The organism is Stutzerimonas sp. KH-1, from assembly GCF_054483855.1.
The window spans coordinates 211739-225679 of the sequence record NZ_CM137011.1 but is presented as its reverse complement, the minus strand read 5'-3'; the positions used below and the strand labels follow the sequence as shown (position 1 = coordinate 225679).

General features: G+C 65.4%; 15 protein-coding genes. 10 read left to right on the top strand and 5 right to left on the bottom strand.

All coding sequences use genetic code 11. The features are described from left to right. Positions 1-34: 34 nt before the first annotated feature. From ACX1DW_RS01075 to ACX1DW_RS01050, 6 genes are all read left to right on the top strand, one after another. A complete protein-coding gene (locus ACX1DW_RS01075) occupies positions 35-1012 on the top strand; it encodes an ABC transporter substrate-binding protein (protein WP_458992548.1) in 978 nt (325 codons plus the stop codon). 4 nt (positions 1013-1016) lie between these two features. Then, a complete protein-coding gene (locus ACX1DW_RS01070; RefSeq protein WP_013983528.1) occupies positions 1017-1820 on the top strand; it encodes an ABC transporter ATP-binding protein in 804 nt (267 codons plus the stop codon). Further along, complete coding sequence (locus ACX1DW_RS01065) at positions 1807-2601, top strand: ABC transporter permease (RefSeq protein ID WP_458992547.1); 795 nt, start codon at positions 1807-1809, stop codon at positions 2599-2601. The genes ACX1DW_RS01070 and ACX1DW_RS01065 overlap by 14 nt, the downstream gene beginning before the upstream one ends. 36 nt (positions 2602-2637) lie before the next feature. Continuing rightward, positions 2638-3108: a nucleoside deaminase gene (locus ACX1DW_RS01060; RefSeq protein ID WP_003280143.1), complete on the top strand. Its 471-nt coding sequence runs from the start codon at positions 2638-2640 to the stop codon at positions 3106-3108. A gap of 122 nt (positions 3109-3230) precedes the next feature. Further along, positions 3231-3968, top strand: a complete 738-nt coding sequence (locus ACX1DW_RS01055) for an SDR family oxidoreductase (RefSeq protein WP_019405899.1) — start codon at positions 3231-3233, stop codon at positions 3966-3968. Positions 3969-3978: 10 nt separating this feature from the next. After that, entirely contained in the window at positions 3979-4434 is a 456-nt protein-coding gene (locus ACX1DW_RS01050; RefSeq protein WP_011914005.1) for a carboxymuconolactone decarboxylase family protein, read from the top strand. Between the two features lies 1 nt (position 4435). On the opposite strand, the gene ACX1DW_RS01045 is transcribed toward ACX1DW_RS01050, so the two are convergent. Beyond that, complete coding sequence (locus ACX1DW_RS01045; protein WP_156243507.1) at positions 4436-5356, bottom strand: AraC family transcriptional regulator; 921 nt, start codon at positions 5354-5356, stop codon at positions 4436-4438. A gap of 250 nt (positions 5357-5606) precedes the next feature. Here ACX1DW_RS01045 and ACX1DW_RS01040 point away from each other — a divergent pair, with 250 nt between their 5' ends. The 3 genes from ACX1DW_RS01040 (at position 5607) to ACX1DW_RS01030 (ending at position 9274) form a co-directional block, all read left to right on the top strand. Next, entirely contained in the window at positions 5607-7163 is a 1557-nt protein-coding gene (locus ACX1DW_RS01040) for an ABC transporter ATP-binding protein (protein WP_458992546.1), read from the top strand. A 12-nt stretch (positions 7164-7175) separates the two neighbouring features. Beyond that, the gene (locus ACX1DW_RS01035) at positions 7176-8282 is read left to right on the top strand and encodes an ABC transporter permease (protein ID WP_458992545.1); all 1107 of its coding nucleotides are present in this window, start codon (positions 7176-7178) and stop codon (positions 8280-8282) included. Positions 8283-8347: 65 nt separating this feature from the next. After that, the gene (locus ACX1DW_RS01030; protein WP_011914010.1) at positions 8348-9274 is read left to right on the top strand and encodes an ABC transporter permease; all 927 of its coding nucleotides are present in this window, start codon (positions 8348-8350) and stop codon (positions 9272-9274) included. 421 nt (positions 9275-9695) lie between these two features. Here ACX1DW_RS01030 and ACX1DW_RS01025 read toward each other — a convergent pair whose 3' ends face one another. From ACX1DW_RS01025 to ACX1DW_RS01015, 3 genes are all read right to left on the bottom strand, one after another. Beyond that, positions 9696-10466, bottom strand: a complete 771-nt coding sequence (locus tag ACX1DW_RS01025) for a nuclease-related domain-containing protein (RefSeq protein WP_125872998.1) — start codon at positions 10464-10466, stop codon at positions 9696-9698. Between the two features lie 548 nt (positions 10467-11014). After that, entirely contained in the window at positions 11015-11740 is a 726-nt protein-coding gene (locus ACX1DW_RS01020) for an SIMPL domain-containing protein (protein ID WP_458992544.1), read from the bottom strand. A gap of 72 nt (positions 11741-11812) precedes the next feature. Continuing rightward, complete coding sequence (locus tag ACX1DW_RS01015; RefSeq protein WP_063542677.1) at positions 11813-12136, bottom strand: hypothetical protein; 324 nt, start codon at positions 12134-12136, stop codon at positions 11813-11815. A gap of 196 nt (positions 12137-12332) precedes the next feature. On the opposite strand from ACX1DW_RS01015, the gene ACX1DW_RS01010 reads away from it, so the two are divergent. Continuing rightward, positions 12333-13562, top strand: coding sequence for a dicarboxylate/amino acid:cation symporter (locus tag ACX1DW_RS01010; protein WP_458992543.1), 1230 nt, complete (start codon positions 12333-12335; stop codon positions 13560-13562). 6 nt (positions 13563-13568) lie between these two features. On the opposite strand, the gene ACX1DW_RS01005 is transcribed toward ACX1DW_RS01010, so the two are convergent. Further along, positions 13569-13778 (bottom strand): DUF3079 domain-containing protein, encoded by a 210-nt coding sequence (locus tag ACX1DW_RS01005; RefSeq protein WP_063542673.1) that lies wholly within the window; start codon positions 13776-13778, stop codon positions 13569-13571. Positions 13779-13941 lie beyond the last annotated feature (163 nt).

Below are 13941 nucleotides of genomic sequence, written 5' to 3'. Positions count from 1 at the left end.
CGCTAAACACGCCGAACCTTCAAGGAGCTTCACCATGTTCAACAGAACCCTGCTCGCCAGCGCCCTGCTCGCGCTGTTCAGCCAATCCGCCCTGGCCGCCGACAAGGTGCGCTGGCTCAACGACTGGCTGCCGGCCGGCGACAAGGCGGCGATCTACCTCGGTGTCGAACAGGGCCTGTTCGCCGCCGAAGGCATCGAAGTGGAGATCGCCAGTGCCCGCGGTGGCAGCGACGTGGTGACCAAGCTGGCCACCAACAGCGCCGACTTCGGCTTGGCCGGCCTGGCCTCGCTGCTGCAGGCCAAGGCCCAGGGCGAGGTGCCAGTGGTGGCGGTGGCGCCGATCTACAACAAGCAGCCGGACGCCTTCTTCACCACCGAAGGTTCGGGCATCGAGAGCTTCAAGGACATCGTCGGCAAGACGGTCGCCACCCCGACCTTCTCCGCCTCCAACGTGGTCTGGCCGCTGCTGCTGGAGCGCAACGGCATCGACCCGGCCAGCGTCAAGCTGCTCAAGCTCGACCCCGGCGCGCTGGCACCGATGCTCGCCACTGGCAAGGTGGACGCCACCATCAACTGGCTGACCGTCGCGCCCGGCTTCGTCCGTGCCCTCGGCGAGGCGGACAAGACGCTGAAGACCATTCCCTGGTCGGAATACGGCTTCGAAGGCTACGGCCTGTCGCTGGTGGCGTCGCAGCGCTTCGTGCAGAGCCATCCCGAGGTCGCCAAGAAGTTCGTCAAGGCCTACCGGCAGGCACAGAAGAACGCCATCGCCGACCCGGCTGCAGCGGCGGCGGCGCTGAAAAAGAAGGTTGCCGAAGTCGACCAGCAGCAGGCCGAAGAGCAATTCGTCGCCTCGGTGCCGCTGATGCAGAACGAGATCAGCGATGCCGAGGGCCCGGGCTTCGACGCCAAGCGGCTGGCCACCACCTGGGAATGGGTGGCCAAGGCGCAGGGCATGCAGATTGATGCCCTCGACCCGGCCAGCGCCATCGACACCAGCCTGAGCGAGTGAAGCCATGAACGCTGCCGTCCTGCCCGCCACACCGCGCCCCAACATCAGCTTCGATCGGGTCAGCCAGGTCTTCACCTCCTCCGATGGCAGCGAGGTGGTGGCGCTGGACAACGCCAGTTTCGACATCGGCCGCCACGAGTTCATCGCCGTGCTCGGCCCCTCGGGCTGCGGCAAGTCCACGCTGCTGCGCATCCTCGCCGGGCTGGTCCGACCGACCCACGGCCAGGTCAGCATCTACGGCAGCCCGGTGGACGGCCCGCGCGACGAGATCGGCATCGTCTTCCAGAAGCCGACGCTGCTGCCGTGGCTGAACATCCGCGACAACCTGACCTTTCCCATGCGCCACAAGTACGGCCGTGTCACCGCCCAGGAGATCACCCGCGGCGAGGAGCTGCTGGAACTGGTGGGGCTCAAGGAATTCGGCAACAAGCGCCCAGACGAACTCTCCGGCGGCATGCAGCAGCGCGCGGCGATTGCCCGGGCATTGCTGCACGACCCGGAAATCCTGCTGATGGACGAGCCGTTCTCGGCACTCGACGCCCTGACCCGCGACGAGTTGAGCCTGGAGCTGCTGAATATCTGGACCCAGCGTCCGAAGACGGTGCTGTTCATCACCCACTCGATTCCCGAAGCGCTGCTGCTGGCCGACCGCATCCTGGTGATGTCGGCACGCCCCGGCCGCGTTCAGGAAATCATCGATGTCGACCTGCCGCGTCCGCGGTCCATGCAGACCCTCACGGAGCCCCGTTTCAATGAGCTCGCCAACCATATCCGCCGCAAGGTCTTCTCGCGCCATGCCGACCATTAAGCCCAGGACACATCGCCTGAAGACGCAGGCCGATCGCCTCGCGCCCTGGCCCGCCTTCGTCGTCCTGCTGCTGGTCTGGGAGGCGGCCTGCCGCCTGCTCAAGCTGCCGAGCTTCGTGCTGCCCTCGCCCAGCGCCATTCTCGCGGCGACGCAGAAGGTCGGCCTCGGTGCCTGGGCCGAGCACATCTTCGCCACCCTGCGGGTGACGCTGATGGGCTACGGCCTGTCGATCCTGATCGGCATCCCGCTGGCCATCGCCCTGGCGTCCTCGCGACTGATGTCGCGCACGCTCTATCCCCTGTTGGTCATCGTGCAGTCCACACCCATCGTCGCGGTAGCGCCGATCATCGTGGTGGTGATGGGCGCCGGCGACCTGCCGCGGGTGTTCATCACCTTCCTGATCGCCTTCTTCCCCATCGTGGTGTCCTGCGTCACCGGCCTCCTGGCGACGCCGGAGGAGCTGGTGGAACTGTCGCGCTCGCTGGGCGCGTCGAAGGCCCGCGAGTACCGCAACATCCGCCTGCCCTATGCGATTCCACACCTGTTCTCGGCGCTGCGCATCTCCATCACCCTGGCGGTGATCGGCGCGGTGGTCGCCGAGTTCGTCGCGGCGGAAAAAGGCCTGGGCTACTTCATCAACTTCTCCACCTCGATGTTCCAGGTGCCGCAAGCCTTCGCCGCGTTGATGATGTTGGTGGTGATCAGCCTGCTGCTGTTCCACCTGATCGGGCTGCTGCAGAAGATCTGCTTTCCCTGGAGCCTGCCCAAGGCGGGGCACTGAAGCCCACCACCCCTTCATCTCAGTCTGGATAACGCCATGCCTCTCGACGATCTCGCCCTGCTGCGCAAAAGCTTCGATGTCGCCCGCCGCGCGCTGGAAAACGGCACCCATCCGTTCGGCGCCATCCTGGTCGGGCCGGACGGTGAGGTGCTGCTGGAACAGGGCAACGCCTACATGCCCGACCACGACATGACCGGCCATGCCGAGCGGGTGCTGATGACCCGAGCCTCGACCCGCTATACGCCGGAATTCCTCTCGCGCTGCACCATGTACACGTCCGCCGAACCCTGCGCCATGTGCGCGGGTGCCGCCTATTGGGTCGGTCTTGGGCGCGTGGTCTACGGCCTTTCCGAGCGCAGCCTGAAGGACCTCACCGGCAACCATCCGGAAAACCCGACGCTGGATTTGCCGTGCCGCATCGTCTTCGACGCCGGCCAGCGCAAGGTCGAGGTGCTCGGCCCGCTGCTGGAGGACGAGGCGGCCGCCCTGCACGAAGGCATCTGGTAGGCAGCGCCAGAATCAGGCAAGCGCCCGGCAGGATCGCCATAACGCCGGCACCGTCCTCCATCGCAGTATTCGAACCACGGCGTCACCGACGTCGCCCGAATCCACCTGCGGAGGACAACCCCATGTCGAACATCACCGGCAAAATCGTACTCATCACCGGCGCCAGCAGCGGCATCGGTGAAGCCACGGCCCGCCTGCTGGCGGCCCAGGGCGCAACCGTCGTGCTGGGCGCGCGGCGTCTCGAACGGCTGGAAAAGCTGGTCGCCGAGATCGGCGAACGCGGTGGCGTTGCCGCCTGCCGCGCGCTGGACGTAACCAGCCGCGAGGACACCCAGGCCTTCGTCGACTTCGCCGAACAGCGCTTCGGCCGCGTCGACGTGATCATCAACAACGCCGGGGTGATGCCGCTTTCGCCGCTGGATGCGCTGAAGGTCGACGAGTGGAACCGCATGATCGACGTGAACATCCGTGGCGTGCTGCACGGCATCGCCGCCGGCCTGCCGCTGATGCAGCGCCAGCGCGCCGGCCAGTTCGTCAACATCGCCTCCATCGGCGCCTACGCGGTGAGCCCGACCGCGGCGGTGTACTGCGCCACCAAGTACGCGGTGCGCGCCATCTCCGAAGGCCTGCGTCAGGAGGTCGGCGGCGATATTCGCGTGACCCTGGTTTCGCCCGGCGTCACCGAATCGGAACTGGCCGAGAGCATTTCCGATGACACCGCCCGCTCGGCCATGGACGACTTCCGCCGCATCGCCATTCCGGCCGACGCCATCGCCCGCGCCATCGCCTATGCCATCGACCAGCCGGCCGATGTCGACGTCAGCGAGCTGGTGGTGCGTCCCACCGCCAGCCCCTACTGAGGACGCCGCCATGAGCCTTCATACCAGCAACACCCTGGCCGCGGCATACCTGGCCGTGTTCGGCTCGCTTACCCTCGCCTCGCTGGACGCCGCCGGCAACGAGCGCCACGAGCGTGGCATGGCGGTCATCGAGCACCTGTCCGGCGGGGCCGGGCAACCGGTGCTCGAGGCGCTGCGCGAGGACTATCCGTTTCTCGCCGAGGGCATCACCGGCTATGCGCTGGGCGATGTCTGGGGACGCAGCGAACTGGATGACCGGACCCGCCAGCTGGCCGCGGTCGCCGCCTTCGCCGCCCAGGGCAATCTGCCCTACATGAAGATCCACGCCGGCTACGCGCTGCGCCTGGGCGTGAGCCGTGAGGAGCTGAAGGAGGTGGTCTACCTGACCACCGTGACGGCCGGCTTTCCCCGCGCCATCGATGCCGCCCAGGCATTGCGCGAGGTGCCGGACCCGGCGTCGCGCTGAATTAAGCGGTGCTGCGCAGCCGGGCCAGATCCTTCACCGGCGAGGCGCCGAACAGCCGGCTGTACTCACGGCTGAACTGCGAGGGGCTTTCGTAGCCGACCCGGTAGCCGGCGCTGGACACATCGAGCCCCTCGGCGATCAGCAGCCGCCGCGCCTCCTGCAGGCGCAGCTGCTTCTGGTACTGCAGCGGGCTCATCGAGGTGAGCGCCTTGAAACGGTGATGCAGCGTCGAGCTGCTGAGGTTGACCCGCTGCGCCAGTTCCTCGATGCGCAGCGGCTCGACGTAATTGCGGTTCAGCCATTCGATCGCGCGGGTGACGCGATGGCCCTGGCTGTCGCGCACCGCGATCTCGTGCAGGTGCCGCCCCTGGCGACCGCAGAGCAGGCGGTAGAAGATCTCGCGCATGGCCAGCGGTGCCAGCACCGGGATGTCCTGCGGGCTGGCCAAGAGCCGCACCAGGCGCAGCGTGGCGTCTAGCAACGGCGCATCGATGCGGTCCAGATAGACCCCGCGCGCAGCCCCTTCCACGGGCTGGCTCAACGGCGCGCTTTCAGCCACCAGGGTGGCGACCATCGCCGGGTCGATATCCAGGCGGATACAGAGGTACGGCTCGCCGGAGGAGGCCTCCAGCACGCGACCGGCCACCGGCACGGTGACCGAGACCACCAGGTAATGCAGCGCATCGTAGGTGTAGAGCTCATCGCCCAGGCGCACCTCCTTGCTGCCCTGCACGATGATGCACAGCGCCGGCTTGTGCAGCCCGTGTACCAGTTCGCTCGGTGCGCTGCAGCGGATCAGGAAGAGATCGTCGATGGCGGTGGGATGCATGCCGTCGTCGCGCACGAGGCCATCGATCAGCCGCGCCAGGGCGGCACGCTGGGCAATCGTTTCCTCGGCGGAATGAAGGTCCATCTGGTTCATTGCAGGCAAACCGGTGGGAGCGGAAAGGACGGTTAGCTTAGCAGCCCATCCGGCCCGCGGTCGTCCCGCCCCATGGCGGTGCATCGGCACGACAGTGTTACCGAGTGAAGCACCAAAGCGATGCACCGGCTAACATCGTCGCATGGCCAACCGGTGGCGCAGCTGCCGTGGCCGCGTCGCATCTCAATTCCTGACTGCCTGGCCAGCTTTTTGCTACACCCTGGTCATGAAAAACCCAGCGGACGCCTCCATGCCCGAATCCCAGACCGCACGCCTCAAGCTCTGCGGCATCACCAAACAGTACCCAGGCTGCCTGGCCAACGACCGTATCGACCTGTCGATCCAGCCGGGCGAGATCCACGCCCTTCTCGGTGAGAACGGCGCCGGCAAGAGCACCCTGATGAAGATCATCTACGGCGTGACCCAGCCCGACGCTGGCGAAATCCACTGGCAGGGCGAACGGGTGACCATGCGCGACCCGGCCCAGGCCCGTGAACGCGGCATCGGTATGGTGTTCCAGCACTTCTCGCTGTTCGAGACGCTCTCGGTGGCGGAGAACATCGCCCTGGCGCTGGGCGCCAAGGCCGGTACGCCGAAGCAGCTGGAGCCGAAGATCCGCGAGGTCTCGCAGCGCTACGGCATGCCGCTGGAGCCGCAACGGCTGGTGCACAGCCTGTCCATTGGCGAGCGTCAGCGGGTCGAGATCATCCGCTGCCTGATGCAGGACATCCGCCTGCTGATCCTCGACGAACCGACCTCGGTGCTCACCCCGCAGGAGGCCGACGAGCTCTTCGTCACCCTGCGCCGGCTGGCCGCCGAGGGCTGCAGCATCCTGTTCATCAGCCACAAGCTCAATGAAGTACGCGCGCTGTGCCAGAGCGCCACGGTGCTGCGCGGCGGCCGCGTGTCCGGCGAGTGCGTGCCGGCCGAATGCTCGGACCTGGAACTGGCGCGGCTGATGGTCGGAGATGCCGAGGGGCTGGAAGCCGAATACCCGAAGAGCGAGGGCCGCGCGCCGTTCCTGCGGGTGGAGCGGCTGTCCTGGCACAACGCCGATCCGTTCGGCGTGTCCCTCGAAGAGGTGGACCTGGAAGTGCGCGCCGGCGAAATCGTCGGTATCGCGGGAGTCGCCGGCAACGGCCAGGACGAACTGCTCGCCCTGCTCAGTGGCGAACAGCGTCTGCCGGCCGCACAGGCGAGGCATATCCGCTTTCTCGGTGACGACGTCGCCCACCTGCGCCCTGACGCCCGCCGTCGCCACGGTATGGCCTTCGTGCCGGCCGAACGCCTCGGTCACGGCGCGGTGCCAAGCATGAGCCTGGCCGACAACGGCCTGCTCACCGCCTATCAGCAGACCGGCATGGTCGAGCAGGGCATGATCCGACGCGGCAAGGTGCGCGCCTTCGCCGAACAGGTCATCCAGCGTTTCGCCGTGAAGACGCCCGATGCACAGGCCCCGGCGGCAAGTCTGTCCGGCGGCAACCTGCAGAAATTCATCCTCGGGCGCGAAATCCTGCAGCAGCCGAAGTTGCTGATCGCCGCGCACCCGACCTGGGGCGTGGACGTCGGCGCGGCAGCAGCGATCCACCGCGCGCTGATCGAACTGCGCGATGCCGGCGCGGCGATTCTGGTGATCTCCGAAGACCTCGAGGAGCTGTTCCAGATCAGCGACCGCATCGCTGCCCTGAGCGACGGCCGGCTGTCGCCACAGCGCGCCACCGCCAGCACCTGCCCGGTCGAAGTCGGCCGCTGGATGGCCGGCCAGTTCGATACCAGCGACACCCCTGTTTCCACCTCTGCCGCCTGACGAGAATCCATCATGCTGTTATCCCTGCAACCCCGCGGCGAGGCCTCACGGGCCATGCTCTGGTTCTCGCCATTGCTGGCCGCGCTGCTGACGCTGCTGAGCGGCGCGCTGCTGTTCGCCCTGCTCGGCCATCCACCACTGGAAACCCTCAAGGTGCTGCTGGTCGACCCGCTCGGCGATCTCTACGGCGTCTCCGAACTATTGGTCAAGGCGCTGCCGATCCTGCTCTGCGCGCTGGGTCTGGCGGTGGTCTACAACGCACGCATCTGGAACATCGGCGCCGAAGGCCAGCTGCTCATCGGTGCCCTGGCCGGCAGCGCGCTGGCGGTCAACATCATCGACTGGGACTCGCGCTGGGCACTGGTGCTGACGCTGCTGCTCGGCACGCTGGGCGGCGCCGCCTGGGCCGGGCTCTGCGCCTGGCTGAAGACGGCGTTCAACGCCAACGAAATCCTCACCAGCATCATGCTCAACTACATCGCGTTGAACCTGCTGCTGTTCGCCGTGCACGGCCCGCTGAAGGACCCGGAAGGCTTCAACTTCCCGGAGTCGGCGATGTTCGGCGACGCCACGCGGCTGCCCGAGCTGATCGAAGGTCTGCGGGTGCATGCCGGTTTCTACTTCGCCCTGCTGGCGCTGGTGGTGGTCTGGGTGCTGCTGCAGAAGAGCTTTCTCGGCTTCCAGATCAAGGTGCTGGGCCTGGACAAGCGCGCCGCTGGCTTTGTCGGTTTCCGCGACAAGAAACTGGTGTGGATCGCCCTGCTGATCAGCGGCGGTCTGGCCGGGCTGGCCGGTGTCGCCGAAGTCACCGGGCCGATCGGCCAGCTGGTGCCGCAGGTTTCACCGGGCTATGGCTACGCGGCGATCACCGTGGCCTTCCTCGGCCGCCTCAACCCCATCGGCATCGTCTTCGCCAGCCTGCTGATGGCGCTGCTTTACCTCGGCGGCGAGAACGCACAGATGGCGGCCAACCTGCCGCAGTCCATCACCCAGCTGTTCCAGGGCATGGTGCTGTTCTTCCTGCTCGCCTGCGACGTGCTGATCCTCTACCGCCCGCGCCTGAAGCTGTGGGCACGCAAACCGGCGCTCGTCAGCACCAAAGAGGAGCCGTCCACATGATCGCCCGCGCTGCGCTACTTCCCTTTTCACCCGCTGCCTGCCGCTTGAAGTTCGAGGCCTGACCGATGGACATGGATCTGCTGACCAATATCTTCTACGCCATGATCCGCACCGGTACGCCGCTGCTGCTGGTCGCCCTCGGCGAGCTGGTGTGCGAGAAAACCGGCGTACTCAACCTCGGCCAGGAAGGCATGATGCTGTTCGGCGCGGTGATCGGCTTCATCGTCGCCTTCGCCAGCGGCAACCTCTGGCTCGGCGTGCTGTTCGCCTGCCTGGCCGGCGTGCTGCTCTCGCTGCTGTTCGCCATGGTGGCGCTGGGCTTCAACGCCAATCAGGTCGCCACGGGCCTGGCGCTGACCATCTTCGGCGTCGGCCTGTCGTCCTTCGTCGGTGCCAGCTGGGTCGGCAAGCCGCTGGCCGGCTTCGAGCCAATCGCCATTCCGCTGCTCAGCGAAATCCCCGTGATCGGCCGCATGCTGTTCGCCCAGGACCTGCTGGTGTACCTGTCCTTCGCACTGTTCGCCCTGGTGGCCTGGGTGCTGCTGAAAAGCCGCATCGGCCTGATCATCCAGGCGGTCGGCGAAAACCCCAACGCCGCCAGCGCCATGGGCCTGCCGGTGCTGCGCGTGCGCACCCTGGCGGTGATGTTCGGCGGCGCCATGGCCGGGCTTGCCGGCGGCTACATGTCGCTGGCGTACACGCCGATGTGGGCGGAAAACATGACCGCCGGACGCGGCTGGATCGCCCTGGCCCTGGTGGTGTTCGCCAGCTGGCGGGTGAGCCGCGTCCTGCTCGGCGCCTACCTGTTCGGTCTGGCCAGCATCCTCCACCTGGTGGCCCAGGGTCTCGGCCTGGCGATCCCCGGCAACCTGCTGGCGATGCTGCCGTATGTGGCGACCATTCTGGTGCTGGTGCTGCTGTCGCGGGATGCGATCCGTACGCGGTTGTACGCGCCGGTGTCGCTGGGGCAGCCCTGGCAGCCGGGGCATTGATTTTTCGGGCCGATTGGCTACGCGGAACCAGGCCAGTTGGCGAGTTGCTTGAGAGCTTGGTTTCGCCCTGCTGGGCGAGTCACTTTTTCCAGACGCCGAAAAAGTAACCAAAAACGCTTGCCCCTCCATCCGGCCCCGGCTGCGCCGGGGTTCGTTCGTTCCATCGCCGCTTCAGGGGTCGGCTTACAAGGGCCATCCATGGCCCTTTAAGCCTTTCGCCGCATCCATGCGGCTCACCCCCTTACGCAACGATTCCACTCACCCTCCTAAAAGGGGCGTTCGGTATTGCCTGTTGGTTCGTGCAAAAACAAACCAAAACAACCAGCAAGACCTGGCTCTGATGCCGAGACTGTCAGCGACAGCTGGGCATCTCAAAAAACGAGTAGCTGGGCACAGACTACGCTTCAAGCCTTTCTGCATTTCAAAGACTCTGCATCGTCCGGCACTTGGGAAACGCTGAGCATCCCCAAAATTGCTGCCCTGCTTTTGCCCCGGATTTCACGGTGCGTATCAGCAGCGCACTGCCGCATTTCGGGCATTGTCGTTCTGCGGTTGGATCGCTACGGCGCCTGAGGTTTCGCACATGCTCACGGTGGGTGGCGAGAGTTGGCGCTCGGCGGCCGGTTTGCAGGGCATGCAGCATGGCGTCGACCTCAGCCGCGCTGAATACCGGCTGCTGGAATGACCTGATATAGCGGATAAAGCCGATCCCCTGGGTCACGTTGGCCGGCACTTCGGTTTTGAAGGTGCTGCCGCCGACAAAGGTGATGACCGAGTGCAGGTGCTCGGGGCTAACGCCAAGGGTGACTTCCAGGGCCTTGAGGTGCTTGTAGTTCTGGCGTAGCGGGTTCTGGAACTTGAACGTGCGTTTGTAGAGCTTCTGCGTCCACTGCGCCTGCTTTTCGCTACCGAAGATCCAGCCACTCATGTTCTTCGTTTCCAGTACGAAAATGCCGTACGGCGAAAGAAAAACGTGGTCGATCTGCGTGGTGCCGTCTGGCGTGTTCAAGGTGACATTGTGCAGGCGGCGGTAGGTCTGCTTGTCCAACTGCCAATGGGCAAACAGCCGCACCAGCAGTTCACCAATATGGCCCTTGGCCCAAGGCGACTTGAGCAGGCCGATCAGAAGGGCGGCCGGGATGAACCAAGCCAACATGCCCCAGGCCTGCGCGATGATGGGGGTGAAGTCCATTTCCTATCCCTGGTGATCCTGAGTTAACCGGATAGTAGCGAAACTTTGCGTAATGGCACGATAGTGTCGCGCACCTCCGTACGCTGCTTTGTCTCTGCGGGGTCAGCCTTGAGCGTGTGCCGGCTGCTATATCTGGTAGCGCGTGCTGCGCCCGCCAGCGGCTAGTCGGGCAAGGCAGCCCTTCTCGACAAGGTCGCTCGGATGGCACGTGGCGGTGGCTTTCGAGACTTTGGCACAGCCTGGTAGGAAGAACGACTGGACGAGTTCCTTGCCTGGTTCAAGAGCAGCCGCAGCGATGCAGGCCTCGACCCGATTTCTACCAGCCGGCATTGCGCACTTCTGATTGGCTGCTGCCAGATCTAGAGCGGGTCACTCATGAGGGCCGCTCGTCTGTGAGCCGATTAGCGAGCTTATTCGGCTCATGTAGTGAGCCGATAATGTCGCCTATTCGGCTCACGGTCTTGGCCACCGGGCTTGAAAGCGCCTGGGCAGTGCGGTTGATCCACCTTGGCAGGCGGTTGACGCTTCATTCAGAGACTCAGCCCATATCAATCCAGGGTGTACTCAAAGGTACTCACCACCCGCAACCGCTTCCCGATGGTCCGCCCACTGTCCATATCGCTGCCATCGTCATCGATCACGCGAATCACCCCCTGGTTGGCATTCTTCAAGCGCCCCAGCGTGGCACCAGCATCCTCGGCGAAGCGCGTCGCCTGCTCACGGGCATTGCTGGTCGCCGCTTCCAGTAGCTGCGGCTTCAGCTCGTTGAAACCACGCAACTGATAGCGCGGCCCGGCGAAGCCGTTGACCTCGGTGTCCAGCTGCACACCGGCCTGAATCAGCGGATCGACTGCATTGGCCGCCTTGCCCACGGCATCGACGCGCTCGGACTTGACCAGCACCTGCCCCTGGCCGTTGAAGCGCAGCGCCACATCACGCGAAGCCCATTCGCGGGCCAGCAGATCCTGGACCTGCAACGGCCGTACCTCGAGCTCCGCGTCGCTGAAGCCCTGCTCGCGGAGGAAATCCAGCACCCGCTGGCGATCTTCGCTGAGCCCCTTCTGCACCTCGGCGAACTGATCGCCACCACGGCGAAAGCCCAGCGTCCACACCGCGAAGTCGCTCTTCACGTCCATCTCCGCCAGTCCCTTGACCGTTACCGTGCGGTCGGCCATGCGAAAACGCTCCACGCCCTGCCCCACCGACCAGCCGGCAAAGGCCACCGCCGCGGCGATCAACGCCGCCGGCAGAAATCCGATTCGTGCTGTAGCCACGTGCTTCTCCCCTTAGCAATTGACCGAATACGCATGCTACTCCTGCGCCGGGCGAACGCCAGTTGCCAGCGCTCAACCGCGAGCCAGGCGCTGCAATGCCTCCAGCCGGAAGGCGATGTGCTGCTCCAGCTCGCTCAGCTCGCGCTCCAGTCGCGCGCGCTGCTGCGCATCGCTGCAGGCATCCAGCCGTTTGCGCAACGCGGCGCGCTGCGCCAGCAACTCCACTTCCCGAGGCGGCACCCCCGCGCTTTTCAGCACCGAGAACGGCAAGCGCAGGCCCGGCGGCGTCTGCAGCCAGCCTTCGTCCACCACCAGCGGTTCGCCTTTTTCCTGCACGCCGCGCTGCCATCTGGCGATGTCGCGGGCGATGCGTTGTTCGATGTCCTGATCGCTCATGACTCGCGCCCTCTTCTAACCTGCCCGATCATGAAAACCCAGCTGCGTGGCTTTGTCAGCGGCCGGCCGACGCCAGGTCATTGGCATGTCGGTTGAGTTGCGTCTGTATGATTGCGCTCCGCGCGATGCGAACTTTTTGCCGCAGCGTTCATTCTTTTGCTTAGCGACACCGCTACCGATTCGAGGAGCCACCCCTTTGCCCAGTCTCAACCTGCAGATTCTTGTCGCGGCCTGCCTGGGTGTGGCCATCGGCTGGCTGACCGGCACACTGCCGACCGACGCGCCCGTACGCGAGGGCGTGCTCTACGCCAGCACCCTGGCCGGGAGCATCTTTATCGGCCTGCTGAAGATGGTGCTGATCCCGCTGATCTTCACCTCCATCGTGGTCGGCGTGGCCAACCTGCAGGCACACCACCAGGTGCACCGGGTGTGGGGCGGCGCGCTGGTCTACTTCACCCTCACCACCAGCGCGGCGATGCTGGTTGCGCTGGTCGCGGCAAACATCTTCAAGCCGGGCGCGGGGCTGTCGCTGGACCTGTTCGCCGAGGCGATGAACGACTTCGAGGCGCGTCAGCTGACGCTACCCGAGTTCTTCCTGCACTTCTTCGCCAACCTGTTCCAGAACCCCTTCGCCGCGCTGGCCAACGGCAGCATCCTGGCCGTCGTGGTGTTCGCCATGTTCATCGGCATCGCTCTGGTGGCCGGTGGCGACCGCTATCGCAATATCCTCGTGGTGCTGCAGGAATTTCTCGAACTGATGATGCGCATCATCAGCTGGATCATGCGCCTGGCCCCGCTGGGCATCCTCGCGCTGCTGATCAAGCTCGTGGCCGAGCAGGATGTGGCGCTGCTCAGTGCGGTGGGCGGCTTTATCGTGCTGGTGTTCGCCACCACGCTGTTCCACGGCATCGTGGTGCTGCCGGGCATTCTCTTTCTCACAACCGGCAAGTCGCCGCTGTGGTTCTTCCGTGGCACCCGCGAGGCGCTGATCACGGCGTTTGCCACCAGCTCCAGCGCGGCGACGTTGCCGATCTCTCTGCGCTGCGCGGAGGACAACCTCAAGGTGCGCCCGGGCATCGCCGGCTTCGTGCTGCCGCTGGGCGCGACGATGAACATGGACGGCACCGCACTCTACGAAGCGGCAGCAGCGCTGTTCGTCGCCAATCTGATGGGTATCGAGCTGAGCCTGGCGCAACAGGCGGTGGTGTTCTTCACCGCGATGATCGCGTCCACCGGCGCACCGGGCATTCCCAGCGCCGGCATGGTGACCATGGTGATGGTGTTGCAGGCGGTCGGCCTACCGGCCGAGGCGGTGGCGATCCTGCTGCCGATCGACCGCTTGCTGGATACCGTGCGCACGGCGGTCAACGTCGAGGGCGACATCATCGGCAGCGTGGTGGTGCAGCGTTTCGCCGATCGCGAATAGCCCGGCTCAGGAGGGCTCGTTCCGGGTGCTGACGATGATCTCCGCCTCGTTGCCCCAGCCGCCGACGGTGTGCCAATCCTCGCCGAGGATTTCAGACGGATGCATGGTGCGGTCGGCGCCATTGCCGCAGGCCAGCGAGGTGGCTGGGCAATAGCGGTCGCAGCCCCAGCAGATGCGCTCCGGATGCGGTGGGTTGAGCGGGAATTTCTTGGCCATCGTACATGCCTTCGTGGCGTTGTTGCAGGCTGTACAGGCTAAGCCTGCGTGCCGTCTCCAGACTTGATCACGCTCAAGAACGCAAGGCATCCGCGCAAAATAACTGTATGCACATACAGATAATGATTGCCTGACGCGCCATTTGTGCACATGCTTCGCGCCA

What these genes read in the sequence shown, in the direction of transcription:
- ACX1DW_RS01065 (WP_458992547.1), top strand. Translation starts at nt 1,807, where the DNA reads ATGCCGACCATTAAGCCCAGGACACATCGCCTGAAGACGCAGGCCGAT.
- ACX1DW_RS01025 (WP_125872998.1), bottom strand. Translation starts at nt 10,466, where the DNA reads ATGGACTTCACCCCCATCATCGCGCAGGCCTGGGGCATGTTGGCTTGG.
- ACX1DW_RS01030 (WP_011914010.1), top strand. Translation starts at nt 8,348, where the DNA reads ATGGACATGGATCTGCTGACCAATATCTTCTACGCCATGATCCGCACC.
- ACX1DW_RS01075 (WP_458992548.1), top strand. Translation starts at nt 35, where the DNA reads ATGTTCAACAGAACCCTGCTCGCCAGCGCCCTGCTCGCGCTGTTCAGC.
- ACX1DW_RS01070 (WP_013983528.1), top strand. Translation starts at nt 1,017, where the DNA reads ATGAACGCTGCCGTCCTGCCCGCCACACCGCGCCCCAACATCAGCTTC.
- ACX1DW_RS01035 (WP_458992545.1), top strand. Translation starts at nt 7,176, where the DNA reads ATGCTGTTATCCCTGCAACCCCGCGGCGAGGCCTCACGGGCCATGCTC.
- ACX1DW_RS01040 (WP_458992546.1), top strand. Translation starts at nt 5,607, where the DNA reads ATGCCCGAATCCCAGACCGCACGCCTCAAGCTCTGCGGCATCACCAAA.
- ACX1DW_RS01045 (WP_156243507.1), bottom strand. Translation starts at nt 5,356, where the DNA reads ATGAACCAGATGGACCTTCATTCCGCCGAGGAAACGATTGCCCAGCGT.
- ACX1DW_RS01050 (WP_011914005.1), top strand. Translation starts at nt 3,979, where the DNA reads ATGAGCCTTCATACCAGCAACACCCTGGCCGCGGCATACCTGGCCGTG.
- ACX1DW_RS01005 (WP_063542673.1), bottom strand. Translation starts at nt 13,778, where the DNA reads ATGGCCAAGAAATTCCCGCTCAACCCACCGCATCCGGAGCGCATCTGC.
- ACX1DW_RS01060 (WP_003280143.1), top strand. Translation starts at nt 2,638, where the DNA reads ATGCCTCTCGACGATCTCGCCCTGCTGCGCAAAAGCTTCGATGTCGCC.
- ACX1DW_RS01015 (WP_063542677.1), bottom strand. Translation starts at nt 12,136, where the DNA reads ATGAGCGATCAGGACATCGAACAACGCATCGCCCGCGACATCGCCAGA.
- ACX1DW_RS01055 (WP_019405899.1), top strand. Translation starts at nt 3,231, where the DNA reads ATGTCGAACATCACCGGCAAAATCGTACTCATCACCGGCGCCAGCAGC.